This is a genomic window from Modestobacter sp. URMC 112 (assembly GCF_053502575.1).
This window is the reverse complement of sequence record NZ_CP199957.1, coordinates 1,432,246-1,458,939: the sequence shown is the minus strand read 5'-3', so window position 1 is coordinate 1,458,939 and position 26,694 is coordinate 1,432,246. Positions and strand designations below refer to the sequence as shown.

Here is a 26,694-nt window from a genome sequence, read left to right as displayed (position 1 = left end):
CACGTTCCGTGTGCTCACGAGCATGGGTCCGAACCTACGCGACGGGACCGTCCGGTATCCACATCCGCGCCATGGGCCGCACCCGTCCCGGCGTCGCTCACGCGGCCACCCCCGGGCCGGCGCCGTCGTCCCCGCGGGTCGGGTCCTCGTGGCCCAGCCGGGTCAGCAGCTCGCGGACCTCCTGCCCCGCCCAGCTCTCCCCCGAGCCGCCGGCGATCTCCGCCGCGACCCGGCCGAGCGCGGTGGACAGGGCCACCTCCTCCTCGTCCAGCAGTCCCCGGTAGGCGGGGTCGAGCAGGTAGCCGGTGGGCCGGCTGGACAGGCAGCCGAGCAGGTCCAGCAGCACCTCCAGCCGGCGAGCGGCCTCGCCGGCCGGGACGTCGGGGCCGGCCATCGCCACGGTGTCGACGTCCCGCTCCCACAGCCGGGCCCGAACCGGGTCCTCCTGCAGCGCCAGCACGGTCCCGCTGCGCCGGGAGTCGACGTCCACCCGCCCCTCCAGCGCGGTGCGCACCTGGTGGGCGATCCGGATCAGGTCGTCGTCCAGCATCGACGTGCCCACGAAGAGCACGTGCCGGGTGAGCAGCAGCGACTCCAGCACCCCGGCGAGCGCGCTGCCCGCGTCACCGGAACGCAGGTACTGCTCGCGGGTGAGCACGATGCTGTCCGGGTGGCCGGCGTCCCCGTGCAGCTTGACCAGCCACGCGCCGTCCGGGGTGGTCCCGTCGAAGGGCAGCACCCGCAGCGACCGGCCGATGTCGGCGGCGGCCAGCTCCACCAGCGGGTCGTAGTTGGTGGTGACGTACTCGCGCACCGGCAGCCCGGCGATCAGCGCGTGCGCCAGGGCGTAGGGGCCCGGGCCGAAGCGCTGCTGCACGTAGCCGACGAGCTCCTCGCGGCCCAGCTCGCGCGCCAGCAGCGCGGCGGAGTCCTGCGGCGGCAGCTGGGACAGCCCGCGCCGCAGGTCGTCGTCCATCCCGGCCCGGGTCGCCAGCTCGTCGAGCAGCTGCTCCCAGGTCGGCAGGCCCGCGGCGGCGCTGACCCCGGCGCCGAGGAAGACCGCCAGCCGGCCCTCCCGGGCGTGCCGGCCCAGTTGCTCGGCGACCGTCCGCAACTCGCCGGGCAGGTCCCAGCGGCCGCTCCCGCCGCGGCGCACCCGCTGCGCGGCGGCCAGGTCGCTGGGCCGCCGCAGCACCAGGGCGACGTCGTAGCCGTGCTCGTCGGCCGCCTGCCGGAGCACCGGCAGCAGCTGCTGCAGCAGCGCCCCGCGCTGTCCCGCCGCGCCGCCCCACCCGGTGCCCAGCGCCGGCAGCCCGACCAGCCGCCGGGCCCGCCCGTGCGCCGGCCTGGGCACCTCCCGCCGGGCGACCGCGGCCAGCGCCTCGCGCGCCCCGGCCAGCAGCCAGGGCAGACCCCGGCCGGCGTCGTCCACGGTGTCGACCAGCCAGGCCTGCCGGTCGCCGGACCCGGGGACGGCGAGCACCCGCTCGTCGCCCGACCAGCGGGCGGCCACGCAGGCACCGTCGTCGTCGGCGTCGGTGACCACGTCCGCCGGCAGCAGCGGCACCCAGCTGGCAGCCACCCGCAGCGACCGGTCGGTGGGCACCAGGACGTCGTCGCAGGACAGCCGGGTCAGGTCGGCGCCGACGACGAACACGTGGCCGCTCACCGCGCCCCACCGTCCGCGCCGGGCGCCGCGGTCCCCGGTACGGCGCCGTCCGGTCCGCCGGCGCCCCGGGCGGCCCGGACCCGGCGGGCGGCGGCGTACGCGGGCCGGCGGAACCGGGCCATCGGACCGTCGGCGCGCAGCCCGGGAGGGGCGTGCAGCACCGCGTCGACGTGCACCTCGGGGTCCAGCGGCCGCGCCGGGTCGCCGACCCGCAGGCGCGCGAACGGCTCCCAGGCGCCGCCCTCCAGGGACGCCGCCAGGGTGAGCACCAGCCCGCGCCGGGACACCGCGGCCGCCAGCGGGGCCGGGTCCGACGCCTCGGCCGGACCCTCCGGCAGCGCGGCGAGCCGGACCGTCCCCACGGCGGTGCGGTAGCCCATCAGCGAGCCGTAGGCGCAGCCGGCGTCCCGCCGCAGGACCGGCACCCAGCGGGACCACCGGCCCCGGCCGGTGGAGGAGAACAGCAGGTCGACCGGTCGGCCGCCCGGCCCGGCGGCGGGCAGCCGCACGGCCAGGCCCAGCAGGTCCGGCCACGGCTCGGGCAGGCCGACGCCGCGGGAGAACCGGACCGACGCCGGGGAGTCGGTCCGCTCGTCCAGCCAGCCGACCCCCCAGGGCACCGGCGGGCCGGTGCGCTCGAGCACCGCGGCGAACAGCGCACCCCGCGGGTGCATCGGCTTGTCGCCACGCAGCCGGGTGAGCCCGGCGATGGGGACGGCGACCGCGCGGCCGGCCAGGTCAGCGAGATCGGCGAGGGCGGGCACCTCCCCCGCCTACCCACCACCGGTGGGATCCACCGCGGAGCGGCCGGCAGCCTGCCCGGGCCTCGGTGCCTGCCGGGCGTCAGTGCCGGGATGTCCCGCAGTCGGTGCACCGCTTGCGGGGCGCGGTGTTGCGCCGCTGGCAGTTGTCGCAGGTCCACACCGAACGCTCGATCGTGCGCATGCCCGTCCCCCTCCGACCGGGTCGCCCCCGGCCCTCTGCACGGGCGGTCGGGACCCCGTGTCCCTCCGCCCGTCCCCACGCTAGCCGCGTCCGGTGACGGGGAGGTGTCCGGTTCGGAACGGCTGGACGACGTCCCGGCGCCGGCGCCCCCGGGCCGGGACCGTCAGCGGAGGGAGCCGCAGCCTCCCGCGCCGCAGGCGCAGCCACCGCAGCCGCCGGCCGGTGCGGGCGCCGGCCGGCGGGCGATCCGCCACATGCCGACCGCGCCGAGCAGGTTCGCCGCACCGAGCAGGGCCACCAGGCCGGCCACCACGGCGGTGCCCACGGCCAGCAGCGTGCCGGTGCCGCCGGTCCCCGCGAGCAGCCCCGCGCCGGCCAGCACGACGGCGGCGACGGCTCCGGACGCCGCCCGACCGGCCCCCGCCAGCGCGAGGGCGGGCGCCGCCAGGACGAGCATGGCCACGAGCGCCCACGCGGTCGCGGTCCCGGAGAGGAGCGCCACCGCGGCAGCGGCCACACCGAGCCAGACCGCCAGGGCCCCGGAGGCGGCGGCGGCCCGGCTCAGCGTCCCCGCCCGGCCCTCGCGCAGCATGGTCGCGCCGCGCACCGCGGCGAGGACCCCCAGCCCGGCCAGCAGCAGCCGCTCCCCGCCGTCCACCAGCAGGCCGAGCAGGCCGAGGGCCAGCAGGACGGCTCCGAGCACGGCCATCCGGGGCCACGTCGTCGGGGAGGCGTCGGCCGGCCGGGTGCCCGCGGCGGCCCGGCCACCCGCGGTCGCAGCGTTCGTCACGCGACCAGTCTCCCCCACCGCGACCGGTCGGCGTCCGGGCCCCCGCGCGGGCACGGAACCGCTGGTCAGATGGCGTGCCCGTTCGTCGCGCGGAGCACCCTCCGCTGTGTCAATCTGAGCGGCCACGGGGAGGACGACCCGGTCCGGGGCGGGCCACCCCGGCGACCGAAGGGACCACCGTGACCAGATCGGGCACCGCATCCAGTGCCGACCGCGCCGGCAACAGCGATGCGCTGGAGAACCTCGCCCGCGTCGGGCTGATCGCGTACGGCGTCGTGCACCTGCTGATCGCCTGGCTGGCCCTGCAGCTGGCCTGGGGCGGTGGCGGGCAGTCGGCCGACCAGTCCGGCGCGCTGGCCACGCTGGCCCAGCAGCCGTTCGGCAAGCCGCTGCTGTGGGTGCTGGCCCTGGGCCTGGTCGCGCTGGCGCTCTGGCAGCTGGGTGAGGTGCTGCGGCACCGCGCCGGCCTGCAGGCCAGCGGCGAGGCCCGCAAGGAGGCGGTCAAGAAGGTCGTCAAGGCCGTCGCCAAGACCATCGTGTTCCTGGCCCTGGCGGTGCTGGCCTTCCGGTACGCCGCCGGCGGCGGCCAGTCCAGCTCCGGGCAGCAGCAGCAGACCGTGTCCGGCGTGTTCGCCTGGCCCGGGGGCAGGTTCCTCGTCGGCATCGCCGCCCTGGTGATCATCGGGGTCGGCGTGCACCACGTGCGCAAGGGCCTGAAGAAGAGCTTCCTCAAGGAGATCGACACCGCGCAGGCCTCGGCGTCCCAGCGACGGGCCGTCGAGCGGCTGGGCCAGGTCGGCTACCCCGCCAAGGGCGTCGCGCTGGGGCTGGTCGGGGTGCTGGTCGCCTGGGCGGCGATCACCTTCGACCCGGCGAAGGCGACCGGCCTCGACGGCGCGCTGCGCACGGTGCTCGACGCGCCGTTCGGCAAGTGGCTGCTGTCGCTGGTGGCGCTGGGCATCGCGGCCTACGGCGTCTTCTGCTTCTTCCGCGCCCGCTACCCCCAGCGCACCTGACCCGCGCAGCTGAGCCGCGCACCTGACCCGGGCGTGGACCGCCCGACCGGCGGCCGGTCCGGCCGTCGGGCACGATCAGCCGGTGAACGCCGTGCTGCAGCGGGTGCACGACGCCGTCGCCTCCGCCCGCGAGGTCACCGACCACCCGGTGCTCACCCACCTGGCCCGGGTCGGGCTGGCCGCCTACGGCGTGCTGCACGTGCTCATCGGCTGGCTGGCCTTCCGGATCGCCTGGTTCGTGCAGCCGCAGTCCCAGGACGCCGACCAGACCGGTGCGCTGGCCACCGTGGCCAGCACCGCCGGCGGGTGGCTGCTGCTGTGGGTGATCGGGCTGGGCCTGCTGTCGCTGTCGCTGTGGCAGGCCGGTGAGGTGCTGCGCTGGTGGACCGGCCTGCTCCGGCCGGGGCACCGGCTGAAGGTCGCCTACGTGTGCGCGAAGTGCGGGGCGAAGGCGGTGGTCTACGCCGTCCTGGGGGTGACCGGGCTGTTCTTCGCCGTGGGCGCCGAGTACCGCGCCGCCGAGCGGTTCCGCGAGCTCACCGACGAGACGCTGGAGGTGCCCGGCGGCGCGGTACTGGTCGTGGCCGTGGGGATCGGCGTCCTCGGCGTCGGCGGCTACGTGGCGCTGCGCGGGGTCACCGGCGGGTTCATGAAGGACATCGACCTGGACGCCGCGCCCGACCGCTACGAGCCGGTCATCCTGCGGATCGGCCAGGTCGGCTACGTGGCCAAGGGGGTCGCCTTCGCCGTCTCCGGCGGGCTGCTGGTGTACGCGGCGGCGACCGCGGACGTGTCCACGGCGACCGGTCTGGACGGGGCGCTCAACGCCATCGGGGCGGTGCCGACCGGGCAGTGGCTGCTCACCGCGGTGGCCGTCGGCTTCGCCGCCTTCGGCGTCTACGCCCTGGCCCGGGCCCGCTACCCCGACCGGGACCCGTCGAGCTGACCCCCGGCCGGCCGTCGGCTCAGCGCCGGCCGTGCAGCAGGGCCGACGCCCTGGCCAGCACCCCCTCCAGCGCCTCGTCCGCCGCCGGGGAGAGGGCGACCAGGTGGGCGAAGCCGTGCGGCATGCCGGGGACGTCGAGCGCCTCGACCACTCCGCCGGCGGCCCGCAGCGCCTGGGCGTGGTCCCGGCCGGAGTCGCGCAGCGCGTCGACGCCCGCGGTCACCAGCAGCGCCGGGGGCAGCCCGTCGAGGCGGCCCTCGGCGGGGCTGATCCGCGGGTCGCCCAGGTCGACGCCGGACGGCACGTACTGGCGGGTGTACCAGGCCATGTCGGCCAGGGTCAGGAACGGCAGCCGGCCGAACTCGCGCACCGAGGGCTGGTCGGCGCCCCGGGCCACGTTGGGGTACAGCAGCAGCTGCGCCGCCGGCTGCGGACCGCCGGCGTCCCGCAGCTGCTGGCAGACGACCGCGGCCAGGTTGCCGCCGCCGCTGTCCCCGGCGACGGCGACCCGACTCGGGTCCCCGCCCAGCTCGCCGGCGGAGTCGAGCGCCCAGCGGGTGGCCGCCACGGCGTCCTCGACCGCCGCCGGGAACGGGTGCTCGGGCGCCCGGCGGTACTCCACGGACAGCACGACGGCCGGCAGCCGCGCCGCCAGCCGGCGGGCCAGCCCGGCGTAGTCGGCGACGCTGCCGACGGTCCACCCGCCGCCGTGCAGGAAGACGACCGTGGCGCCCTGGGGGTCCTCCGGGCGGTGGACCAGCCCGCGCAGGCCGTCGCCGAGGTCGACCTCGGCGCAGGGGACGTCGGGACCGCCGGCCAGCCCCTGGGTCAGCAGGTCGCTGAACCGGCGCCGGGCGGCCTCCAGCCCGACGACCTTCGCCGGGGGCCGGAGCAGCGGGTCCAGCCGGGTCAGCAGGTCGGCCAGCTCGGGGTGGAGCTGGGGCGGCAGGGTGACGTCGGCGTCCACCGGGCCATCCTGGCCCACCCGTCACCCGGCACCTCAGGGGCCTGCGCGCGACCTTGCGAGCTCTGCTCCTCCGGCCCCGTCCCGGGCCCCGCCCTGAGCCTGCGAAGGGTGGGGAGGACGGGGTCCTTCCTCAGTCGACGACGGTGAAGACGTCCCAGAGCCCGGTGATCTGCAGCGGGCGGACGACGGCGCGCGCGGTGCCGCAGCGCACGAGCAGTACCCGGCCGGCGGCGGTCGCCGCACGGTGCGCGGTGGCCAGCGCGGACAGGCCGGCGGAGTCGAGGAAGGTGACCTGGGACAGGTCCACCTCCACCGGTGTGGTGGCAGGACGGGCGAGCACCTCGAGGAGGCACTCGCGCAGGCCCGGAGCGGTCGAGGAGTCGATCTCCCCTGCGACGGTGACGGTGCAGCCCTCGGACGAGGTGCTCACCTGGACGTCGCCACGGGTGGGATCGATCTCTACAGGAAGTGCGGTCATGGACGCCTCCGCGGACCTGACAGGCCGGCGGCGGGACCCACCGGCAGGTGCGTCGGACTGGGTTCGCCCGATCGCGGCTGTTGGTTGAACCGCGCACCTGACGTTAGGGACCAGATCGGTTGTGCGCAAGAGGCGTCCGGCGTGGCGTACCCGACCAGGCCGGGTCCTCCGACCCCGTCCGGCCCACCGGCCGGGGCTCGGAGGTCAGCCCCAGACCTCCTGTGCGGTCTCCACCACCAGCGCCAGCTTGGCGACCTGCTCGTCACGGGTGAGCGCGTTGCCCTCCACCGTGGAGGAGAACCCGCACTGCGGGGATAGGGCCAGCTGCTCCAGCGGCACGTACCGCGACGCCTCGTCGATGCGCCGCTTGAGGTCGTCCTTGCTCTCCAGCTCCGGCCGCTTGGTGGTAACCAGGCCCAGGACGACGCGCTTGCCCGGCGGCACGAAGCGCAGCGGCTCGAAGCCCCCCGAGCGGGCGTCGTCGAACTCCAGGAAGAACCCGTCGACCTCCAGTCCGCCGAACAGCGCCTCGGCGACGAAGTCGTACCCGCCCTCGGCCACCCAGGAGGAGCGGAAGTTGCCCCGGCACATGTGCGTGGTCACCGTCAGCCCCGCCGGCCGCCCGGTGAGCGCCGCGTTGATCTGCCGGATGTAGCGCTCGTGCTGGTGCTCGGCGTCCCGGCCCTGCTCGGCGAGCTCGGCGCGCTGGGCCGGGTCGTTGAGGTACGCCAGCGACGTGTCGTCCAGTTGCAGGTAGCGGCAGCCCTGGGCGGCGATGCCCTGCACCTGCTGGCGATAGGCCGCCGACAGGGCGTCCCAGAAGGAGTCCTCGTCGGGGTAGACCGCCGGGTCGATCGCCGCCGGGCCGCCGCGGTAGTGGACCATCGAGGGCGAGGGGATCGTCAGCTTCGCGGTCTGCCGGTCGGACACCTGGCCCTGCAGGTAGCCGAAGTCCGCGGCGAAGATCGGCTCGTCGATGGACAGCGGGCCGTCGACGTGCAGTCCGGCCGGGGTGAAGTCGATCGTCCCGTCGGCGTTCTTGAAGTGCACCGCGATGTTCTGCTGGACCTTGCTGATCCCGTTGATGGCGTAGATGAAGTCCATGTGCCACGAGGCGCGGCGGAACTCGCCGTCGGTCGCCGTGGACAGGCCGACGTCCTCCTGCAGCCGGACGACGTCGGCGATCGCCTCGTCCTCCATCCCTCGCAGCTCGTCGGCGTCGATCTCGCCGGCCGCGTGCCGGGCGCGGGCGTCGAGCAGCCCCTTGGGCCGCAGCAGGCTGCCGACGTGGTCGGCGCGGAACGGGGGGCCGGAGACGTCGGGCATGGGGTCAGCATGCCGCAGCCGGCCCCGGTCGGGAGCCCGGGAGCCCGCCGGAGCGGTCACCGGCCGTCCCGCCGGCGGGCGGATACTGGGGGCATGTCCAAGTGGGTCGTCGTGTCCGGGGTCGCCTGGGTCGTCCTGAGCGTGCTCGCCTTCCTCGTCGACCCGGTGCTCGGGGCGTTCGTCGGCATCTTCGGCGCCATCGGCGTCGTCGTCGTGTTCCTGGCCGGCAGCTACGATCAGCACCCCGACTACGCGGCCCGCGAGCTCGCCCGCTCGCAGCGTCGGGCGGCCAAGCGGGAACGGGACAAGGTCAGGAACAAGGACGCCATCGAGGCGGACCGGGCCCGGTACGCCGCGCACCAGGCCAAGCTCGCCGCCAGGCGCGAGGACGCCGAGCGGAAGGCAGCCGAGCGGGAGGCGGCCGAGCGCCGTCCGTCCTGAGCCGGGAAAACCGGTCGACCCCGGCGGGCAGGAGCCCTAGGGTCTCCGGGCATGGGCACCTCCTCTCTGCGGCTGCGCACCTCCTGAGCTGACCGCCGCGGGCGCACCTCGGCGCCCGCCGTCGCCGGCGGTCCTCAGCGACCCGCCCGCGACCGCTCCCTCCCCGTTCCCGGCTGCCTGCCGGACGCCGCGGGCAGCCCTGCCCACCTCCTGGAGGCCCCCGTGTCACGACCCACCGCCGTCCTGCCCGCCGCCGTCGCCGAGGCCCGCGCCCAGCTCGCCGACGAGGCGCAGCCCGGTTTCGACCGGCTGGTGCACGCCCTGCTCACCTCCCCCGGGGCCGCCCGCCGGCCGGCGCTCGGCGCCGCGCTGCGCGGACAGCTGCCTGGCACCGCCGGTGTGCGCTGGCTGCACGCCGAGGGGGTGGCACCGACGGCCCGGGCCGCGGACCTGACCACCGCGCAGTGGCTGTCGCTGCACGCCGCCTGGCTGGCCAACGCGCCGGCGCCGCGGGGCGGGGACCGTCCGGCCGGACGGACCGGCCGGGCCGACAGCCGGCACGGCCACGCCCCCGGCGCCCAGGCCGCCCCGCGCTGGTTCTGAAGAAGGACCCTCCTGCCCCCCATCGCTCGCACGCTCGCGACGGGCCCCTGCAGGAGGGCCATCACGACCCCGGGGCCGGGACGGGGCCGGCACGGGGCCGGGACGGGGCCGGGACGCCGCCGCTACTCGACGGCGTCCTCGGCGGCCAGCCGGGCCGCCTGGTCGGGGTGGGCGAAGGCCTCGGCCAGCGCCTGGCGGAGCGGCCAGGCGCCGGCCCGCCAGGCCAGTGCCCGACCGAGCGCCGCCGGGCTCCCGTCCACGGCGTCGGCCCCGGCGCCGTCCGCCGGCCACCAGGGCACCGCGCGGTCGCCGGTCACGGTCAGCCGCCGGTGCACCGCCACCCGGCCGGTCAGCGCCGGCACGCCGAGCCGGGCGGCGGCCAGGTCGGCACCGGGGACGGCGGCCCAGTCCAGCTCGCGGTCCGGGCGGCTGGTCGGCCGGGCGCGGACCACCTCGCTGGCCAACGGCAGGTCCAGCAGGTCGGCCACCGGGCCGGGAGCGCCGCCGGCCGGCACCACGTCCCGATCGACCAGTGGCTGTAACCACGGCGCGTCCAGGACCACCGCCTCAGCGCTGACCTGCGCCGGAGCCACCCGTACCCGGTCCGGCGGGGAGACGTCGACGCCGTCGAGCGCCGCGGCCAGCCGGGCGTACACGTGCCGCAGCACCAGCGGCGGCACGGTGCGTGCCGGGTCGCCGAGCCGGTCCAGCAGGTCCAGGGCGTCGTCGACGTCGGCGAGCACGTCGGTCAGCGTGGCGGGGGGCGCGACCAGCGCCAGGACGGCGTCGTCCAGCGGCGGAGCGGGTTCGTACAGTCCCTGTAGCTCCGTGCTCGCCGGGTGCCGCAGCCGGTCCGGGCGCCGGCCGCCGAGCACGGGGGACGTGCGCAGCCACCAGCGCAGGTACCCGGGGACGACGGTGCCGCCCAGGTCGACGTCGGCCCGGGCGGCGGGCGGCAGCGCGGCCAGCAGCGGCAGCGCCCGGGGCCAGTCGCGCACCAGCTCGAGGTCCCGGACGGCGGTCAGCGGCGGCCAGGCCGGCGGCGGGGCGTCCGGGGGCAGCCGGTCGAGCACGGCGTCCACCCAGTCCCCGACGCGGTCGACGTCGAGGTCGTCCGGGTCCTCGGCGGCGAGCACGGCGAAGGTGTCCAGCACCCCGACCGCCCGCAGGGCCGCGGGGTCCTGTCCGGCGGCGAAGTCGGCGTCCAGGGTGCCCAGCGAGCCCGGTTCGAGCGCCGCGGCCAGCGCCGAGCCGGGCAGCACCAGCTCGCCCGCCGCGGCCCAGCCCCCGTCGTCGTCCGGCAGTGCCAGGTCGGCCAGCCACGGCAGCTCCCCCGGCGCGGTGCCCGCGGCGGCGACCAGGCCGAGCACCGCGGCGGCCACGTCCTCGACGTCGTCCTGCTCGTCGGGGTCGCCGTCGTCCGCGCGCTCCAGCGACGTCTCCACCCCCGTCCGCACCTTCGGGTCGGCCAGCACCGCGGCCGCGGTGGCCGGCCGGGCGCCGAGCCGTTCCAGCACCCGCCGGGCCGGGCCGGCCGCCGCGGCCGGGTCGGCGATCGGCAGCCCGAGCGGGGCGAGCCGGTCCACCGGCACGGCCTCGTCGGCGAGCAGCACCCCAGCCGGGCTGTGCGCGGTCCGGCCGTCGGCCAGCGGCACCGGCAGCCCGGCGAGCTCATCCCGGTCGGCGTCGGCGAGCGCCGCGTACAAGGCGGCCCACCACTGCGGAGGGCGGTGCACGCCGCGGACCGCCTCGACCACCTCGGCGAGCCCGGCCCGCCGCACGCCGAGGACCCGCAGCGCCCGGGCGGCGTCGCGCCGCGACCAGCCGGCCGGGAGCAGGCCGGGCAGCACCCCGGTGAGCGCGGCGACCCGCTCGGGGACCGGGTCGTCCAGGGCGACGGCCCGGTCGGGGCGCTGCAGGGCCGGCTCCCCGGCGGCCGGCAGCCAGGCGGCAGCGGTCAGCCGGTCCAGCACCGCACCACCGAGCGCCGCGTCGAGCTCCGCGGCGGCCAGCGCGGCCTGCGGCACGAACCCGAGCAGCACCGGGTCGGGGTCCTCGACCGACGCCAGCTCGGTGAGCAGGTCGGCGTAGGCGTCGGCGGCCGCGGCGACGAGGGCGTCGGTCACCGGCCCGGGGACGACGTGCCGCCGGTCCGGCCCGAGCGGGAACGGTGCGATCAACCGGGCGGGCAGGGACAGCGGCTCGTCGCTCGCGGTCGGTGAGTGCAGCACCTGCCGGCCGGCCAGCGGGCGCGGGCGGCCGTCGTCCAGGGGCACGGCCCAGGTGAGGGTCCAGGCACGGCGGTCCCGCTCCTCGACCGGCCGGTCGGCGAGCAGCACCGCCGGCAGCTCCCCGGAACGGCGCAGCACGTGCCAGGCCGTCGTCCGGTCGCCGTCCGTCACGTGTGCTCTCGGTACCGAGAGCGCGGCGGACAGCCGCCGGACGGCGCCGTCGAGGACGACGTCGACCTCGCTGAGCCCGGGCAGGGCCAGCAGCAGCTCGGCCTCGAGCGCGGTCAGGGCCGCCCGGACGGCGTCCTCCGACCCGGGGCGCAGCGGCAGCACGACCTCGGTGGCGAAGCCGGAGGGTGGCGCGCCGTCGTCCTCGAACGGCAGGCGCAGGACCGGCACGGTGCCGCCGCGGCGGGCCAGCTCCCCGGCCAGCGCCGGGACCGCGGCGACGGCCGCCCGGGTGTCCTCGGCGCTGAACCGGACAGACCGCCCGATGGACCGGACGGCGGGCGCGTCGCTGACCGCGAGGACGGCGGCGAAGCCGACCCCGAACCGGCCGACGCTGCCCGGCTCGTCCCGCTTGGCCGAGGCGCGCAGGGTGGCCAGCGCCTGCACGCCGGCGTCGTCGAGCGGCGCCCCGGTGTTGGCGGCGCGCAGCACGCCGCCGGCGAGCTCGAGCCGGAGCCGGCCGGGGACCCCGGCGCGGGAAGCGGCGTCGGCGGCGTTCTGCGCCAGCTCGACTAGCAACCGGTCCCGGTAGCCGCCGCGGACCAGGTCCTCCTCGGCGTTCGCGTCCTCCCGGAAGCGGGCCGGGGAGTCGGTCCAGGCGGCGAGCACGCGACGGCGCAGCTCAGCGGGGTCGGCCACCGCCCGAGTATGTCGCCGCGGCCGCCGTCCCCCGGTCACCGGTCGCGGCGGTCCGGCGGCGGTCCGGCGGCGCCCCGGCGCCGTGGGCTACCGGTGGGTAGCCTGCCGCAGCATGGCGCTCCCCGACCCCGTCGACGACCGGGACCCGGCGACCGGCACGTTCACCTCCACCGACCCGGCGTCGGGTGCGGTGGTCGGCGTCTTCCCGGTGCAGGACGCCGACGCGGTGGCCGCCGCCGTCGCCCGCGCCCGCACCGCGGCGGAGGAGTGGGCCGCCCTGGGCTTCGCCGAGCGGCGGCTGCGGCTGGCCGCCTACCGCGGGCACGTCGCGCGGCGGGTCCACGAGCTGGCCGACCTGGTGCACCGGGAGAACGGCAAGCCGCGCGCCGACGCCGTCCTGGAGGCCACCCTGGCCATCGACCACCTCGCCTGGGCCGCGGCGCACGCACCGCGGACCCTCGGCCCGCGCCGGGTGCGGGCGGGCCTGCTGGCGGCCAACCACGCCGCCCACCTGGAGTACCAGCCGCTGGGCGTGGTCGGCGTGATCGGCCCGTGGAACTACCCGGTGTTCACCCCGATGGGCTCGATCGCCTACGCGCTGGCCGCCGGGAACGCCGTCGTCTTCAAGCCCAGCGAGCACACCCCCGCGGTCGGCAGCTGGCTGGCCGACGCCTGGCGGGCCGCCGTCCCGGACGTCGCCGACGCCCTCCAGGTCGTCACCGGCGACGGGTCGACCGGCGCCGCGCTGTGCCGGGCCGGCGTCGGCAAGCTGGCGTTCACCGGGTCGGCCGCCACCGGCCGGAAGGTGATGGCCACCTGCGCGGAGACGCTCACCCCGGTGCTCATGGAGTGCGGCGGCAAGGACGCCATGATCGTCGACGACGACGCCGACGTGGCCGCCGCGGCGGACGCTGCGGTGTGGGGCGGGATGAGCAACGCCGGGCAGACCTGCATCGGCATCGAGCGGGTGTACGCCACCTCGGCGGTCTATGACCGGTTCGTGGCCGAGGTGACCCGCCAGGTGGGCGGCCTGCGCCCGGGCGCGGACGACGCCGCCAGCTACGGCCCGATGACCATGGCGAGCCAGACCGACGTCGTCCGCCGGCACCTGGACGACGCCCGCGCAGCCGGTGGCCGGGTCGCCGCCGGCGGCGCCGTGGAGGGCGGCTACGTCGCCCCGACCGTGCTGCTGGACGTGCCGGAGACCTCGGCCGCGGTGCGCGAGGAGACCTTCGGGCCGACGCTGACCATCACCGAGGTGACCGACGCCGAGGAGGCGCTGCGGCGGGCCAACGACTCGACGATGGGGCTGGGCGGCTCGGTGTTCAGCGGGACCCCGGCCCGGGCGATGGACCTCGCCCGCCGGATGCGCAGCGGCATGACGTCGATCAACTCGGTGCTGACCTTCGCCTCGGTCCCCGCGCTGCCCTTCGGCGGGATCGGCGAGAGCGGCTTCGGCCGGATCCACGGCGAGGACGGCCTGCGCGAGTTCGCCCGCGCCAAGGCGATCACCCGCCGGCGGTTCCCACTGCCGATCGAGATGATGAGCTTCGGCCGCCCGGCCCGGGCCGCCGACGTCCTCGCCGGCGTGATGCGCCTGGTGCACGGCCGGCGCTGATCCGACTCCCCCGAGCCCAGGAGTCCTCCATGCCGCCACCGACGCTCGTGTTCGACGGCGACTTCGCCTTCTGCAGCCGCTGCGCCGCCGTGGCCGCGCGGGTGCTGCCCGGCGACTGCGTGGTGGTCCCCTGGCAGCGGTTCGACCTGGCGTCGGCCGGGGTGACCGCGGAGCGGGCACGGTCGGAGGTGCTCTGGATCGGGCGGGACGGCGCGGTGAGCGGCGGCGCACCGGCGGTGGCCCAGGCGCTGCGCTCGGCGGGCGGCTGGTGGTCGGTCCCCGGCGCCCTGCTGTTGCTGCCGCCGCTCAGCTGGGTCGCACCCTGGGTCTACCGGCTGGTCGCCGCCAATCGGTACCGGCTGCCCGGCGGCACGGCCGCCTGTCGCGTCCCGCCGCCGGGAGCCGGTGCTGCCGGGCCGCCTCCAGGATGAGCCCACGGTCCACGACGGGAGCCGTGGCACGGCCGGTGCGCTGATCCCCCAGGCGCACATTCGGTACCGAAAGCGCGCCCGGGGGTCAGCCGTGGGCCTCGGCCGCGGCCGCGGGGGTCGGTTCGACGGGCAGCGCGGTCTCCGGCGGGGTCGGCCGGCGGCGGATGGAGACGGACAGCGCGGCGGCGATCAGGCAGAGCAGCGCGGCGGCGTACCAGGCGCCGTCGTAGGAACCGGTCACGTCGCGGATCACGCCCGCCCCGAAGGCGGCCAGCGCCGCACCCACCTGGTGCGAGGCGAAGACCCAGCCGAAGACCACCGGCGCGCGGGCGCCGAAGTACTCCCGGCACAGCGCCAGCGTCGGCGGCACGGTGGCGACCCAGTCCAGGCCGTAGAAGACGATGAACGCGATCATGCTGACCTGGAGGTCGGTGCCGAACAGCTGCGGCAGCAGGAACAGCGACAGCCCGCGCAGCGCGTAGTACGCCAGGAGCAGCAGCCGCGGGTCGAGCCGGTCGGTGAGCCAGCCGGAGAACACCGTGCCGACGACGTCGAAGACGCCGACCACCGCCAGCAGCGCCGCGGCCGTCGTCACCGGCATGCCGTGGTCGTGCGCCGCGGGGATGAAGTGCGGCTGCACCAGGCCGTTGGTGGAGGCGCCGCAGATCAGGAACCCGCCGGCCAGCAGCCAGAACGGCCGGGTCCGGACGGCCTGGGTCAGCCCCTCGATCGCGGTGCGCGCCGGGTTGCCGCGCACCGGGTCCACGTCGTCGGCCGAGGTGCCGCCGTACGGCGCCACGCCCAGGTCGCGCGGCCGGTCGCGCAGCAGCCAGGCCACGAACGGGACGACGGCGAGCGCGGCCGCGGCCGTGCCGAGGGCCGCCGGGCGCCAACCCCAGCGCTCGCTGACCAGCGCCACGACCGGCAGGAACACCAGCTGGCCGGTGGCCCCGGCCGCGGTGAGCACACCGGACACCAGGCCGCGGCGGGCGACGAACCACCGGCCGCTCACCGTGGCCACCAGCGACAGCGCCATCGACCCGGTGCCCAGGCCGACCAGCACCCCCCACAGCAGGAGCAGCTGCCAGCTCGCGGTCATGAACACGGTCAGCCCGCTGCCCACGGCCACCACCAGCAGCGCGGTGATGACGACCCGGCGGATGCCGAACCGGTCCATGAGGGCCGCGGCGAACGGCGCGGTGACGCCGTAGAGCGCCAGGTTGATCGCCACCGCCAGCGAGATGGTGGACAGCGACCAGCCGAACTCGTCGCGCAACGGGTCGATCAGGACCCCGGGGACGGCGCGGAACGCGGCGGCGCCGATCAGGGCCAGGAACGTCACGGCCGCCACCCACCACGCTGGGTGCACGCGGTGGACGCGGGGGGACAGCGCGGTGGTCACGTCGCCAGATCCTCCGGGTCGGGCGGCGCCGTGGCCAGTGGCCGGTCGGCCAGCATGTGCAAGGATCCGGCCATGTCTCGACCGGTCGGAACCACCACCGTGGTGCCCCGGCGGCACGAGGTCGTCGTCCTCGCCCTGCCGAACACCGTGGCCTTCGAGCTCGGCCTGCCGCACCGGTTCCTGGGCAGCGCGGTCGACGCCGCCGACCGCCCGCTGTACCGGGTCCGGGTGGCCACCCTGGACGGCGGGCCGGTGCGGACCTCGGCCGGCTACTCGGTGCTGCCCGAGCACGACGCCTCGGCGCTGGAGGGGGCGGAGACCGTCGTCGTCCCCGGGGTGTACGGCGGGTCCGCGATGACCGACGGGACCGTGTCGGCCGAGCTCGGCGAGGCGCTGCGCCGGGCCGCCGGCTCCGCCCGGCTGGTCTCCATCTGCACCGGCGCCTTCGTCCTCGCCGCCGCCGGCCTGCTGGACGGCCGCCCGGCGACCACGCACTGGATGCACAGCGCGGCGTTCGCGCGGCTCTTCCCGTCGGTGGACCTGGACCCCGACGTGCTGTTCGTCGACGACGGCGAGGTGCTCACCTCGGCCGGCAACGCGGCCGGCATCGACCTGCTGCTGCACCTGGTCCGGCGCGACCACGGCGCCGAGGTGGCCAACCGGGTCGCCCGGCGCAGCGTCGTCCCCCCCTGGCGGGACGGCGGCCAGTCCCAGTTCATCGAGCGCCCGGTCCCCGACGTCGGGGACAGCGGGACGGCGGCGACCCGACAGTGGGCGCTGGACCGGCTGGGCGAGCCGCTGTCGCTGGCCGACCTCGCCGCACACTCCGCGATGAGCGTGCGCAGCTTCACCCGCCGCTTCCGGCAGGAGACCGGGCTGAGCCCGGCCCGCTGGCTGACCCAGCAGCGGGTGGCACTGGCCCGGCGGCTGCTCGAGTCCACCGACACGCCGGTGGAGCGGGTCGCCGCCGACGCCGGCTTCGGGACGACGGCGTCGCTGCGCCAGCACCTGCACAGCGCCATCGGGGTCGCGCCGCTGGCCTACCGCCGGACCTTCCGCGGCACCCCCGATGTGATCAGGGACTCCTCCGCCTCCCCGTCCTGAGCCGCGGCGTCTGGCAGAGTGGGGTGCACCGGCGCCGCCCCCCGCTCATCCGAGAGCGGCAAGGACTCGACGTCGGCGCGAGGCAGCGCCACCGAGGCGCGCCGGCGACCCGACGTCCGACCCGGATGCACGCGACGCGGCCCCATCGAGGCGGCCCCGCGCCCGGCGGACCGACGGGAGCCACCGGACTCCCCGAGGACCCACGTGACCACCCCTTCGTCCAGCCCTGCCCAGCACGGCGGCGCCGACCGCCCGCGCCGCCGCGCCACCCGGCCCGCCACGGCCCCCAGCGGCCAGCCGCACACCCCCGGCCCGGCGGCGCACGCCCCGGCCGGCCCCTCCCCCGCCCCCGCCGGCTCCGGCCCGGCCGCCGAGCACGGCGACGGCCCGCGGAACCGCCGCCGGCGCGGCACCCGCGGCCGCGGCGTCGGCCCCCGCCCGGAGGACGCCGGCGCCCCGCGCACCGACGCGCCGTCCGCGCCGGTGGCCGACACCTCCACCGCGGCCGTCGTCCCGGTCGGGGACGAGGCCACCGTCCTGCCGACGGACACCACCTTCGCCGACCTGGGCGTCCCGGCCCCGCTGGTCGAGGTGCTCACCGCCAGCGGCATCACCGCGCCCTTCCCGATCCAGGTCGCCACGCTGCCCGACACCCTCGCCGGGCGCGACGTGCTCGGCCGCGGGCGCACCGGCTCGGGCAAGACGCTGGCCTTCAGCCTCCCGCTGGTCGCCCGGCTGGCCGCCTCCACCACCCGCCGGCAGCCCCGCCGCCCGCGCTCGCTGATCCTGGTGCCGACCCGCGAGCTGGCCAACCAGGTCGCCGCCGTCGTCGACCCGCTGGCCCGCGCGCTCGGCATGCGCACCACCGTCGTCTTCGGCGGGGTCGGCCAGAACCCGCAGGTGTCGGCGCTGGCCGCCGGCGTCGACGTGCTGATCGCCTGCCCGGGTCGGCTGGAGGACCTCATCGGCCAGGGGCACGCCGACCTGGGCGCCGTCGAGGTGACCATCCTCGACGAGGCCGACCACATGGCCGACCTGGGCTTCCTGCCCGGGGTCAAGCGGCTGCTGGACCGCACCCCCAAGGTCGGGCAGCGGCTGCTGTTCTCCGCCACCCTGGACAACGGCGTCGACGTGCTGGTCAAGCGCTACCTGGACCGGCCGACCACCCACTCGGTCGACCCGGCCGTCGCCCCGGTCGCCACCATGACCCACCACGTGTTCCGGGTCGACGCGGCCGACAAGCCGCAGATCGTCACCGAGCTCGCCTCCGGCCTGGGCCGCAGCGTGCTGTTCACCCGCACCAAGCACCAGGCCAAGAAGCTGGCCAAGCAGCTCACCGCGGCCGGCGTGCCCGCGGTCGACCTGCACGGGAACCTCAGCCAGAACGCCCGCGAGCGCAACCTCGAGGCGTTCAGCTCCGGGGAGACCCGGGTCATGTGCGCGACCGACATCGCCGCCCGCGGCATCCACGTGGACGACGTCGCGCTCGTGGTGCACGTCGACCCGCCGGCCGAGCACAAGGCCTACCTGCACCGCTCGGGCCGGACCGCCCGGGCCGGTGCCGGCGGCATCGTCGTCACCATCGCCACCCCCGACCAGGCCGGTGAGGTGCGGCTGCTGACCCGCCAGGCCGGCATCACCCCCGAGGTCGCGGCGATCAAGCCCGGCGCCCGGGAGATCACCGCGCTCACCGGGCCGGCCGCGCCCCACGTCGAGCCCGCCCCGGCACCGGCTCCGCAGCCGCAGGGCACGGGCGGTGGCGGTCGCCGCCGCAGCGGGGGCGGTGGCGCGCCGTCGCCGTCCGGCCGGTCCGGCCGCGGCTCCGGCTCGGGCTCCGGCTCGTCGGCCGGCCGCTCGCAGGGGCCGGCGCGCACCCGCGCCGAGCTCGCCGCCCGCGCGGGTCAGCCCCCGGCCGGCGGCAGCCGGGGCAGGGGACGCTCCGGGCGCTGACCCCGGCAGCCTCGAGAACGGGCCGGTGGTGGTCATCCGTGGACGGTGACCACCACCGGCCCGTTGTCGTCGGGGCCCCCGCCCGGCGGGCGGGCGGCGGACGGGGAAGGATGCGGTTGAGCCCTGTACCAACCAGCACCAACCCGTTCTCCAGTGAGGTCGTCATGCGCCTGCCCATCACCGCCACCGAGATCGCCCCCCGCCTCGCGACCGGTGCGTTCATCCTCAACTCCGGCCTCGGCAAGCGGAACGCCGACGAGGGCACCGCGGCAGGGCTGCACGGCTTCGCGGCCAGCACCTACCCGTTCCTCAAGGACGTCCCGCCGGCCACCTTCGCCAAGGCGCTGGCGACCACCGAGATCGCCATCGGCGCCGCCCTGCTCACCCCGTTCGTGCCCACCGCCGTCGCCGGCGCCCTGCTCACCGGCTTCTCCGCCGGCCTGCTGGGGCTCTACCTGCGCACCCCGGGGATGACCAAGCCCGGGCTGAGCGTGGCCCCGACCCAGGAGGGCCTGCCGGTCTCCAAGGACGTGTGGATGCTGGGCATCGGGATCGCCCTGCTCACCCGCGGCCTCGTCGACCGGGAGCCGCGGACCGCGACGGCCCGGAAGCGGGCCGGTCGGCGCGTCTGACCGCCGGCGCCCGGCCGGCGGACGGAGGCCGGCGCGGTCAGTCCCCCGGGAGCAGCACCGTGCTGAGCAGCCGCCGCCGCCGCTCCCCCTCGGGCCGGTTGGCCATCCGCCCACCGACCAGCTCGCGGACCTCGGTCAGGAACTCCGCGAACTCCTCGTCGTCCAGCCAGAGGGCCGCCTGGCTGTAGCCGACCCCGTCCCGCCCGGCGTCGACGTCGCCCCGGTCCAGCCAGCGGCCGAAGTCGGCCAGCAGGCTGGCCACGAACGCGGTGAAGGCCCGGCCGTGCTCCTCCGCCGTCATCGTCGCGGCGTCGGCCGGCGCGACCCGGGCCGCCTCGACGACCAGCCGGTAGCTCCGCTCCGCGGCCCCGCGGACCCGCCGCTCGGCCGCCACCTCCAGCAGACCGGCGTCGGCGAGGACGGCGACGTGCCGGTACAGGCTGGCCGTCGGCACGTCGGGCAGCAGCTCGTGCAGCTCGGCGGTGGTCAGCACGCGGTCGCCGAGGAACGCCTGGACGACGCGCAGCCGGACCGGGTGGAGCAGCAGGTCGGCGGACGCCATGGATCACCGTTCTCAATGTTGACAACGTTCTTGGTCTTGGGAATGATCCTCTCATGGCGACCGTGCAGCTGACCACCGAGACCCTGACCGTCCACCTCACCCGGGCCGAGAAGGTCCTGGGCGTGCTCCGGGACCTCTCCGTCCCGCTCGAGGCCGTCGAGGAGGTCACCGTCGTCCCCGACGCGCTGGCCGCCGTCCGCGGTCTGCGCGCCCCGGGCCTGGGGCTCCCCCGTCTCCGGATGATCGGCACCTGGCGCCGGCCGGGCGAGCGGACGCTGGTCAGCGTGCGCCGGGGCGAGCCGGCGCTGCGGATCCGGCTGCGGGGCCAGCGCTTCACCTCGGTGCTGATCGGGCTCCCCGACCCCGCGGGCACCGCGGCGGAGGTCACCCGGCTGCGCCAGCCGGTCCGCTGACGTGCGCGAGCTCGAGCTCACCTTCGGCCCGCCACGGCTGGCCGGCACCCTCGCGCTCCCGGACGGCGACGGGCCGTGGCCGGCCGTGCTGCTGGCCTCCGGGTCGGGCCCGCTGGACCGCGACTCCAACCACCGCCGCGCCCGCTTCGACGTCGCCCGGCAGCTGGCCGCGGCCCTGGCCCGCGCCGGGTTCGCGTCGCTGCGCTACGACAAGCGCGGCGTCGGGGCGACCCCGGGCGACTGGCGGACGGCGGGGCTCTACGACAACGTCGACGACCTCGCCGCTGCCCGGGACACCCTGGCCGCCCGGCCCGAGGTCGACGCCGGCCGGCTGCTGGTGGCCGGGCACAGCGAGGGCGCCCTGCTCGCCGCCGCGCTGGCCGCCCGGGGTGCGCCGCTGGCGGGGCTGGTGCTGCTGTCGTGCAGCGCACGCCCCGGGCGGGAGCTGCTGCGCTGGCAGGCGCGCCGGCTCGGCCCGACCCTCCCGGCGCCGGTCCGCGGGCTGCTCCGGCTGTTCCGCACCGACCTGGAGGCGAAGGTGGCCGCCAACCACGAGAAGATCGCGGCCACGACGACCGACGTGGCCCGGATCGGCGGCGTGCGGCTGAACGCCCGCTGGACCCGGGAGTTCCTGGCCCACGACCCGCGCACGGACCTGGCCCGGGTGCGGGTGCCGGTGCTGGCGCTGACCGGCGACAAGGACCTGCAGGTCGACCCGGACGACCTGGACCGGATCGCCGCCACCGTGCCCGGTCCGGTCGAGGTGCACCGGGTCCCCGACCTCACCCACACGCTGCGCCGCCAGCCCGGCCCGGCGTCGATGCGGGCCTACCGGGCCGAGCTGCGGCGACCGGTGGACCCGGTCGTGATGGACACCGTGGTCGACTGGTGCTCAGCCCGGGTCGGCCAGGTCGCGTAGCAGGTCCTCCAGCAGGCGGGCGACGTCGTCGGGGTGCGTCTGCACCGTCATGTGCGCCGCTCCGGGGAGCTCCTCGAGCCGCCCCCGCGGCGCGCGGGCGGCCAGGTGCACCGCCCAGTCGTGCGGGCACAGCCGGTCCCTGGCGCCCCGGACGACGACCACCGGCACCGCCACCTCCGCCAGCCGGTCGTCGATCCGGTCGGGGGCCGTGGCCCGCCAGAGCGCGACCATGGCCCGCGGCCCGGTCCGCCGGTACTGCGCCACCGTGAGCGGGAGCTGCCTCAGCTGCTCGTGCGCCGCCGTCCGCAACCACCGGACCACCAGCACCGGGATCCGGCGCATCCGCGGGTCGGTGGTCGGCCCCAGCAGCAGGACGCCGCGGACCCGGGGGTCGCCGGCGGCGGCGGCCACCACCTGGCAGCTCTGCGAGTGACCGACCAGCACGAGCGGACCCGGGCCGAGCGCGGCCAGCAGCAGGGCGGCCAGCTCGTCGGTGGGCGGCGCCAGCATCCGGCGGCCCATGCCCGGCAGGTGCACCACCTCGCCGGCCGTCCGCCGCCGCACCCGTGCGGACGACCGCCGGTCCAGCCCGAGGCCGGGGACGAACACCAGCCGGGGAACACCTGGCGCCCGGGCGGTGCTGAACGGGGTGGAGCTCACCGCGCCACCTGCGGACCCGCCCGGCCCTCCCGGGCGGCCGGGAGCAGACCCTGCAGGATGCGAGGATGAGTCATCATGACGACATCAGGAGATGCTGTGACCGACGGCCAGAACACGCTCTCGCGCCCCCGCGTGGTCATCATCGGGTCCGGGTTCGGCGGGTTGTTCGCCGCCCAGCGACTGCGCAAGGCCCCGGTCGACGTCACCCTGGTCGCCAAGACCACCCACCACCTGTTCCAGCCGCTGCTCTACCAAGTGGCCACCGGGATCCTCTCGCAGGGCGAGATCGCGCCGGCGACCCGGGAGATCCTCCGCTCGCAGGACAACGCCCGGGTGGTGCTCGGTGAGGTGACCGACATCGACCTGGCCGCCCGCACCGTCACCTCGACCATCCTGGGCCGCACCACGGTGCACCCCTACGACGAGCTGATCGTCGCGGCCGGCGCCGGGCAGTCCTACTTCGGCAACGACCACTTCGCCGAGTTCGCCCCCGGCATGAAGAGCATCGACGACGCCCTGGAGCTGCGCGGCCGCATCTTCGGCGCCTTCGAGCTGGCCGAGCTGGCCACCGACCCGGCCGAGATCGACCGGCTGCTCACCTTCGTCGTCGTCGGTGCCGGCCCCACCGGCGTGGAGATGGCCGGGCAGATCGCCGAGCTGGCCCGCCGCACCCTGCGCCGCGACTTCAGCCGCATCGACCCGAGCTCGGCGCGGGTCATCCTGCTCGACGCCGCCTCCCAGGTGCTGCCGCCGTTCGGCGAGCTGGGCAAGAAGGCGCACCGGAAGCTCAACGAGATCGGCATCGAGGTCCAGCTCGGCGCGATGGTCACCGACGTGGACGCCGACGGGCTGGTGGTCAAGGACGCCGACGGGCAGGAGCGCCGGATCCGGGCGGCCACCAAGATCTGGGCCGCCGGCGTGCAGGCCAGCCCGCTGGGCAGGCTGCTCGGTGAGCAGTCCGGCGCCGAGGTCGACCGGGCCGGGCGGATCGCCGTCCAGCCGGACCTGACGCTGCCCGGGCACCCCGAGGTGCACGTCGTCGGCGACATGATCAGCCTGGACCGGCTGCCCGGCGTGGCGCAGGTCGCCATCCAGGGTGGCCGGTTCGCCGCCGACGCCATCACGGCCCGCGCGGCCGGCCGCCCGACGGCACCCCGGTTCCGCTACCACGACAAGGGCAGCATGGCGACGATCTCGCGGTTCTCCGCGGTCGCCCAGATCGGCAGGCTGAAGCTGTCCGGGTTCATCGCCTGGATGATGTGGCTGGTCGTGCACCTGGCCTACATCGTCGGCTTCCGCAGCCGGGTCACCACGGTGCTGCACTGGATGGTCAGCTTCCTCGGCCGGGGGCGCTCCGAGCGCGTCGCCACCCAGCAGCAGGTCTACGGCCGGCTGGCACTGGAGGAGCTCGGGCCGGACTTCGAGGTGTCCAAGACCGGCGGCCGGCACCACCACGGCGAGACGGTCGACGTCACCGGCCGCCGCTCCGCCTGACCTCCCCGGCCCGGCAGGACCCCGGCCCGGCCTCCGCACCGCGGGCGCCGGGCCGCTCCGCGTCGGCGACCGCATCGGGCGGGGACCGCTACCTCTTCTGCCGGCGGCTGCCGGCGTGCCAGTCCTCCTGCGCGCCCACCGCACCGGGCTGGACGCCGAAGGCCGGCAGCTGCGGACGCTCGCGGAGGCTGCGCTTGAGCTCGGCGAAGCCGGGGAAGGACGCCAGGCCGACGACGTGGTCCCACAGCTGCACGGCCTCGGACTCCGAGGGGAGCCGGCTGATGACCGGGCCGAAGAAGGCCACCCCCTCCGGCGGCCGGAAGTGCAGGATCGGGGTGCCGACGTCCTTGCCGGTCAGCGACAGGGCCTCGTCGGTCTCCGCCTGGACCTGGGCGTCCCAGGAGCTGTCCTCCAGCGCCGCGGACAGCTCGGCGGGCAGTCCGGCGGCGCGCAGCGCCGGGTCCACGAACCCCTGCGTGCCGCGCCGGGCACCGGCGTCGTCCACCGGTCCGGACTCGAACACCCGCTCCCCCAGCGCCTCGTAGAGCGCGGCGACGGCCGGGGCCCCGTGCTCGGCCCGGGTGCGCGCGGCCACCCGCAGCAGCCGCAGCCCGGCGGTGTGCCCGGCCTCGTACTCGGGCGGGAAGTGCGCCGCGTAGTCGATGTGCGCGTTGAGCAGGCGCAGCGAGATGAACCGCCACTCGACCGCCATCGAGCGCTGCGCGCTCACCATGCGGACCCACTTGCTGGTCATCCACGCGAACGGGCACACCGGGTCGAAGTAGAAGTGCAGGTCCACGGGCTTCACCCGTCGACGGTAACCCCCCTTCAGGAGTGCCGCGGACCGGTCGATGATCGGCGTGCGATGGACGAGACCCCGATGGACGATCAGCACGGCGGACGCCCCCCCGGGGTGGTCCTGCTGGTGCTCCTGCACGCCCTGGCCGGGGTCCTGTGCCTGGTCGGCGCCGTCTGGCCGCCGTCCGCGGACACACCCGTGCTGCTCACCGCGCTGCTCGGGGTGGTCGGCCTGACCACGGCCGCCGTGCTCTGGACGGTCGGCACCCGGGTGCCGGCCGCGACGCACGCCGGCCTCGCCCTGGTGTCCGGCGGGGTGGCCCTGCTGGCCTGGCGGTCGGCGACCGCGGTCGGCGTCGTCGGGCTGGGCCCGGTGCTGATCACGATCGGCCTCTACGCCGCGCACTTCTTCCCGCTGCCGGTCGCCCGGCTGCACGCCGGACTGGCCGTCGTCCTCGCGACGGCGGGGGCACTGGCCGCCGCACCCGGCGGCTTCGGGCTGCACTGGTCGCTCGCCGTGCTGGCCACCGGGGTGCTGACCGAGGTCCAGGGCCGGCTGAGCGCACAGCTGCGCGCCGCGGCCTCCACCGACCCGCTCACCGGCCTGGCCAACCGGCGCGCCTGGGAGGCCGAGGCCACCCGCAGCCTGGCCCGGGCGCACCGCGCCGGGGAGCCGCTGACCATCGCCGTGATCGACCTGGACGGCTTCAAGCAGGTCAACGACAACGAGGGCCACGGCGCGGGGGACGAGCTGCTGCGCCGGCTCACCGCGCAGTGGTCCACCCGGCTGCGCGGCTCGGACCTGCTCGGGCGGCACGGCGGCGACGAGTTCGTGCTCTGCCTTCCCGACACCGACGCCCCCGGCGCGCAGGAGGTGCTGGACCGGCTGGCCGACGGGGCGCCGGCCACCTGGTCGGTGGGCACGGCGACCGTCCGGGAGGGCGACTCCCTCACGTCCCTGCTGGCCCGGGCGGACTCCGCCCTCTACCGGGAGAAGGGCCGCCGACCCGGCCGGTGACCGCTCCCGGACCGGGCCGCCGGCGCCACCACGCCGCGTCACCGCTCCACCGAGGGTGGACCCGCGATGGGGTGAAGCAGCCCGCCCATCCTCCCCGCGGCCCCCTGCGGAGGCGTCGGATGCGGGCATGCCGTGGTGGGGATGGACAGTGACCGCGTGGGCCGGGCTCAGCCTGGTGGTGGCCGTCGGGTTCGTCGTGGCGCTGCGGGCGGGCGACCGGCGGCGGCTCCCCGACGAGGCCCGGCACGACGTCCCCGATGACCCGGACGCCGTGCCCGACGACACGGTCGACGACCCCGGTGGGCCCAGCGCCGGGGACCCGGATGACCCGGACGACGACCGGCCCCCGCCGAGGCCGCCGGACGGCGGCTGAGCTCAGCCGCCGTCGGTGTCGGGGGCGTCGCCGGTGTCCCGCAGCCGGGCCAGCCGCTCGGCCGCGCGGTCCCGGATCGCGGCCGCCGTCTGCGCCCGGCGGACGGCGGCGTCCCGGCGCTGCTCGGCCTGGTGCAGGTCACCCGTGGCGGTGCCGGCCCGCTTCTCGGTGCGCCGCAGCTCCTCCTGCAGCTCGGTGAGCCGCGCCTGGAGCTCGGTGACCCGGTCGTGCAGCTCGGTCGCCCGGGCGGCGGTGTCGGCGACGCGCTGCTCGGCGGTCTCGGCCGCGGCCGCGGTGTCCCGGGCGACGGAGGCGGCCTCCGCGGCGTCCTGCTCGGCCTGGGCCAGCTCCCGCCGGCGGGCCTCCTCGGCCTCCTGCCGGGCGCGTTCCTCCGCCTCGCGCCGGCGCTGTTCGCGGGCGGCCGCCCGGTCGCGGCCGCTGCGCCCCGCCCCCGTCCCGGTCCTGGCCGCCTTCCGGGCCGGTGCCACCGGCGCCCGCCCGGCGGACGGCACGGTGGGGGCGACCGCGCCGCTGAGGTCGACCGGGCCCAGCCCGTTGTAGGACAGCGCGCCGGTGAGCCGGCCACCCAGCAGGGCCTCCCCGGCGTCGGCGTCGGCGACCGCGGCCCGCAGGGTGCCCTCGACCTGCTCGGCGATCGCCGTGCTCACCGGGTGCCCCTCCTCCGCGGCCAGCGCGCGGGCCTGCCGGGTGAGCGCGGCGACGACCTGGGAGCGCTGCCGGCCCAGCTCCTTGAGCTGGTCCCCGGACAGGGCGGCCTGCGCCTCGCGCAGCAGCGCGCCGAGCTCGATGAGCTGGGCGATCTCGTCGTGCCGTCGGCGGACCACGAGGTTGCACACCCACGCCGCCGTCGACGGCTTGGGCAGCGCGGCGATGTCGCCGGCCAGGTCCTTGTCCCCGGCCTCGCGGGCCCGGTCCCGGGCGGCGGTCCGCGCGGCGATGAACTCCTCGGGCGGGACGGCGTAGAGCTCGTCGGCGACGTCGGCGAGGTCCATGCCGCCATCGTGCCGTGCCCCGGGGCGC

26 protein-coding genes are annotated in these 26,694 nt (G+C 77.1%); 14 read left to right on the top strand and 12 right to left on the bottom strand.

The annotated features are described in order from the left end of the window. Positions 1–97: 97 nt before the first annotated feature. The 3 genes from ACWIX6_RS06960 to ACWIX6_RS06950 all read right to left on the bottom strand — a co-directional run bounded on the left by ACWIX6_RS06960 (position 98) and on the right by ACWIX6_RS06950 (position 3,404). A complete protein-coding gene (locus tag ACWIX6_RS06960) occupies positions 98–1,669 on the bottom strand; it encodes an SIR2 family protein (protein ID WP_448616111.1) in 1,572 nt (523 codons plus the stop codon). Then, positions 1,666–2,433 (bottom strand): phosphodiesterase, encoded by a 768-nt coding sequence (locus ACWIX6_RS06955; RefSeq protein ID WP_448616110.1) that lies wholly within the window; start codon positions 2,431–2,433, stop codon positions 1,666–1,668. Before ACWIX6_RS06955 ends, ACWIX6_RS06960 begins: the two co-directional genes overlap by 4 nt. A 344-nt stretch (positions 2,434–2,777) precedes the next feature. Beyond that, positions 2,778–3,404 (bottom strand): hypothetical protein, encoded by a 627-nt coding sequence (locus ACWIX6_RS06950; protein ID WP_448616109.1) that lies wholly within the window; start codon positions 3,402–3,404, stop codon positions 2,778–2,780. Between the two features lie 179 nt (positions 3,405–3,583). Between ACWIX6_RS06950 and ACWIX6_RS06945 the strand changes: the two genes are divergently transcribed. Together ACWIX6_RS06945 and ACWIX6_RS06940 are read left to right on the top strand one after the other, a co-directional pair. Next, positions 3,584–4,420 carry a DUF1206 domain-containing protein gene (locus ACWIX6_RS06945; RefSeq protein WP_448616108.1) on the top strand — a complete coding sequence of 279 codons (837 nt, stop codon included), beginning with the start codon at positions 3,584–3,586 and terminating at the stop codon, positions 4,418–4,420. Positions 4,421–4,502: 82 nt separating this feature from the next. After that, on the top strand, positions 4,503–5,366 hold the full coding sequence (locus ACWIX6_RS06940) for a DUF1206 domain-containing protein (RefSeq protein WP_448616107.1): 864 nt from the start codon (positions 4,503–4,505) through the stop codon (positions 5,364–5,366). Positions 5,367–5,385: 19 nt separating this feature from the next. Here the strand turns inward: ACWIX6_RS06940 and ACWIX6_RS06935 are convergent, their stop codons facing one another. The 3 genes from ACWIX6_RS06935 to ACWIX6_RS06925 form a co-directional block, all read right to left on the bottom strand. Further along, positions 5,386–6,333: an alpha/beta hydrolase gene (locus tag ACWIX6_RS06935; RefSeq protein WP_448616106.1), complete on the bottom strand. Its 948-nt coding sequence runs from the start codon at positions 6,331–6,333 to the stop codon at positions 5,386–5,388. Positions 6,334–6,463: 130 nt separating this feature from the next. Further along, complete coding sequence (locus tag ACWIX6_RS06930) at positions 6,464–6,811, bottom strand: STAS domain-containing protein (protein ID WP_448616105.1); 348 nt, start codon at positions 6,809–6,811, stop codon at positions 6,464–6,466. A gap of 204 nt (positions 6,812–7,015) precedes the next feature. After that, positions 7,016–8,137 (bottom strand): 5-methyltetrahydropteroyltriglutamate--homocysteine S-methyltransferase, encoded by a 1,122-nt coding sequence (locus ACWIX6_RS06925; protein ID WP_448616104.1) that lies wholly within the window; start codon positions 8,135–8,137, stop codon positions 7,016–7,018. Between the two features lie 93 nt (positions 8,138–8,230). Between ACWIX6_RS06925 and ACWIX6_RS06920 the strand changes: the two genes are divergently transcribed. Both ACWIX6_RS06920 and ACWIX6_RS06915 read left to right on the top strand, forming a co-directional pair. Continuing rightward, positions 8,231–8,578, top strand: a complete 348-nt coding sequence (locus ACWIX6_RS06920; RefSeq protein ID WP_448616103.1) for a hypothetical protein — start codon at positions 8,231–8,233, stop codon at positions 8,576–8,578. Between the two features lie 222 nt (positions 8,579–8,800). Continuing rightward, positions 8,801–9,181 carry a hypothetical protein gene (locus tag ACWIX6_RS06915; RefSeq protein ID WP_448616102.1) on the top strand — a complete coding sequence of 127 codons (381 nt, stop codon included), beginning with the start codon at positions 8,801–8,803 and terminating at the stop codon, positions 9,179–9,181. Between the two features lie 122 nt (positions 9,182–9,303). Here the strand turns inward: ACWIX6_RS06915 and ACWIX6_RS06910 are convergent, their stop codons facing one another. Continuing rightward, on the bottom strand, positions 9,304–12,279 hold the full coding sequence (locus ACWIX6_RS06910) for a sacsin N-terminal ATP-binding-like domain-containing protein (protein WP_448616101.1): 2,976 nt from the start codon (positions 12,277–12,279) through the stop codon (positions 9,304–9,306). 112 nt (positions 12,280–12,391) lie between these two features. Between ACWIX6_RS06910 and ACWIX6_RS06905 the strand changes: the two genes are divergently transcribed. Both ACWIX6_RS06905 and ACWIX6_RS06900 read left to right on the top strand, forming a co-directional pair. Next, positions 12,392–13,897, top strand: a complete 1,506-nt coding sequence (locus tag ACWIX6_RS06905; RefSeq protein ID WP_448616100.1) for an aldehyde dehydrogenase family protein — start codon at positions 12,392–12,394, stop codon at positions 13,895–13,897. Positions 13,898–13,926: 29 nt separating this feature from the next. Beyond that, positions 13,927–14,328 (top strand): thiol-disulfide oxidoreductase DCC family protein, encoded by a 402-nt coding sequence (locus tag ACWIX6_RS06900; protein WP_448616099.1) that lies wholly within the window; start codon positions 13,927–13,929, stop codon positions 14,326–14,328. 85 nt (positions 14,329–14,413) lie between these two features. Here the strand turns inward: ACWIX6_RS06900 and ACWIX6_RS06895 are convergent, their stop codons facing one another. Further along, on the bottom strand, positions 14,414–15,730 hold the full coding sequence (locus ACWIX6_RS06895) for an MFS transporter (RefSeq protein ID WP_448616098.1): 1,317 nt from the start codon (positions 15,728–15,730) through the stop codon (positions 14,414–14,416). Positions 15,731–15,802: 72 nt separating this feature from the next. Here ACWIX6_RS06895 and ACWIX6_RS06890 point away from each other — a divergent pair, with 72 nt between their 5' ends. The 3 genes from ACWIX6_RS06890 (at position 15,803) to ACWIX6_RS06880 (ending at position 19,416) form a co-directional block, all read left to right on the top strand. Continuing rightward, positions 15,803–16,834: a GlxA family transcriptional regulator gene (locus tag ACWIX6_RS06890; protein ID WP_448616097.1), complete on the top strand. Its 1,032-nt coding sequence runs from the start codon at positions 15,803–15,805 to the stop codon at positions 16,832–16,834. A 204-nt stretch (positions 16,835–17,038) separates the two neighbouring features. Next, positions 17,039–18,784: a DEAD/DEAH box helicase gene (locus tag ACWIX6_RS06885; RefSeq protein WP_448616096.1), complete on the top strand. Its 1,746-nt coding sequence runs from the start codon at positions 17,039–17,041 to the stop codon at positions 18,782–18,784. Positions 18,785–18,900: 116 nt separating this feature from the next. Continuing rightward, the gene (locus tag ACWIX6_RS06880) at positions 18,901–19,416 is read left to right on the top strand and encodes a hypothetical protein (RefSeq protein ID WP_448616095.1); all 516 of its coding nucleotides are present in this window, start codon (positions 18,901–18,903) and stop codon (positions 19,414–19,416) included. Between the two features lie 37 nt (positions 19,417–19,453). Here ACWIX6_RS06880 and ACWIX6_RS06875 read toward each other — a convergent pair whose 3' ends face one another. Continuing rightward, a complete protein-coding gene (locus tag ACWIX6_RS06875; protein ID WP_448616094.1) occupies positions 19,454–19,978 on the bottom strand; it encodes a helix-turn-helix domain-containing protein in 525 nt (174 codons plus the stop codon). Between the two features lie 53 nt (positions 19,979–20,031). On the opposite strand from ACWIX6_RS06875, the gene ACWIX6_RS06870 reads away from it, so the two are divergent. Continuing rightward, complete coding sequence (locus tag ACWIX6_RS06870) at positions 20,032–20,391, top strand: hypothetical protein (RefSeq protein ID WP_448616093.1); 360 nt, start codon at positions 20,032–20,034, stop codon at positions 20,389–20,391. A gap of 1 nt (position 20,392) precedes the next feature. Then, the gene (locus ACWIX6_RS06865) at positions 20,393–21,310 is read left to right on the top strand and encodes an alpha/beta hydrolase family protein (RefSeq protein ID WP_448616092.1); all 918 of its coding nucleotides are present in this window, start codon (positions 20,393–20,395) and stop codon (positions 21,308–21,310) included. On the opposite strand, the gene ACWIX6_RS06860 is transcribed toward ACWIX6_RS06865, so the two are convergent. Then, complete coding sequence (locus tag ACWIX6_RS06860) at positions 21,284–21,970, bottom strand: alpha/beta fold hydrolase (RefSeq protein ID WP_448616091.1); 687 nt, start codon at positions 21,968–21,970, stop codon at positions 21,284–21,286. The two genes, ACWIX6_RS06865 and ACWIX6_RS06860, sit on opposite strands and share 27 nt — an antisense overlap. A 96-nt stretch (positions 21,971–22,066) precedes the next feature. Here ACWIX6_RS06860 and ACWIX6_RS06855 point away from each other — a divergent pair, with 96 nt between their 5' ends. Beyond that, positions 22,067–23,464, top strand: a complete 1,398-nt coding sequence (locus tag ACWIX6_RS06855; RefSeq protein WP_448616090.1) for an NAD(P)/FAD-dependent oxidoreductase — start codon at positions 22,067–22,069, stop codon at positions 23,462–23,464. A gap of 88 nt (positions 23,465–23,552) precedes the next feature. On the opposite strand, the gene ACWIX6_RS06850 is transcribed toward ACWIX6_RS06855, so the two are convergent. Beyond that, positions 23,553–24,272 (bottom strand): mycothiol-dependent nitroreductase Rv2466c family protein, encoded by a 720-nt coding sequence (locus tag ACWIX6_RS06850; protein WP_448616089.1) that lies wholly within the window; start codon positions 24,270–24,272, stop codon positions 23,553–23,555. Positions 24,273–24,344: 72 nt separating this feature from the next. Here ACWIX6_RS06850 and ACWIX6_RS06845 point away from each other — a divergent pair, with 72 nt between their 5' ends. Then, positions 24,345–25,280, top strand: a complete 936-nt coding sequence (locus ACWIX6_RS06845; RefSeq protein WP_448616088.1) for a GGDEF domain-containing protein — start codon at positions 24,345–24,347, stop codon at positions 25,278–25,280. Between the two features lie 148 nt (positions 25,281–25,428). After that, a complete protein-coding gene (locus ACWIX6_RS06840) occupies positions 25,429–25,653 on the top strand; it encodes a hypothetical protein (protein ID WP_448616087.1) in 225 nt (74 codons plus the stop codon). A gap of 2 nt (positions 25,654–25,655) precedes the next feature. On the opposite strand, the gene ACWIX6_RS06835 is transcribed toward ACWIX6_RS06840, so the two are convergent. Further along, positions 25,656–26,666 carry a hypothetical protein gene (locus ACWIX6_RS06835; RefSeq protein ID WP_448616086.1) on the bottom strand — a complete coding sequence of 337 codons (1,011 nt, stop codon included), beginning with the start codon at positions 26,664–26,666 and terminating at the stop codon, positions 25,656–25,658. Between the last annotated feature and the right edge of the window lie 28 nt (positions 26,667–26,694).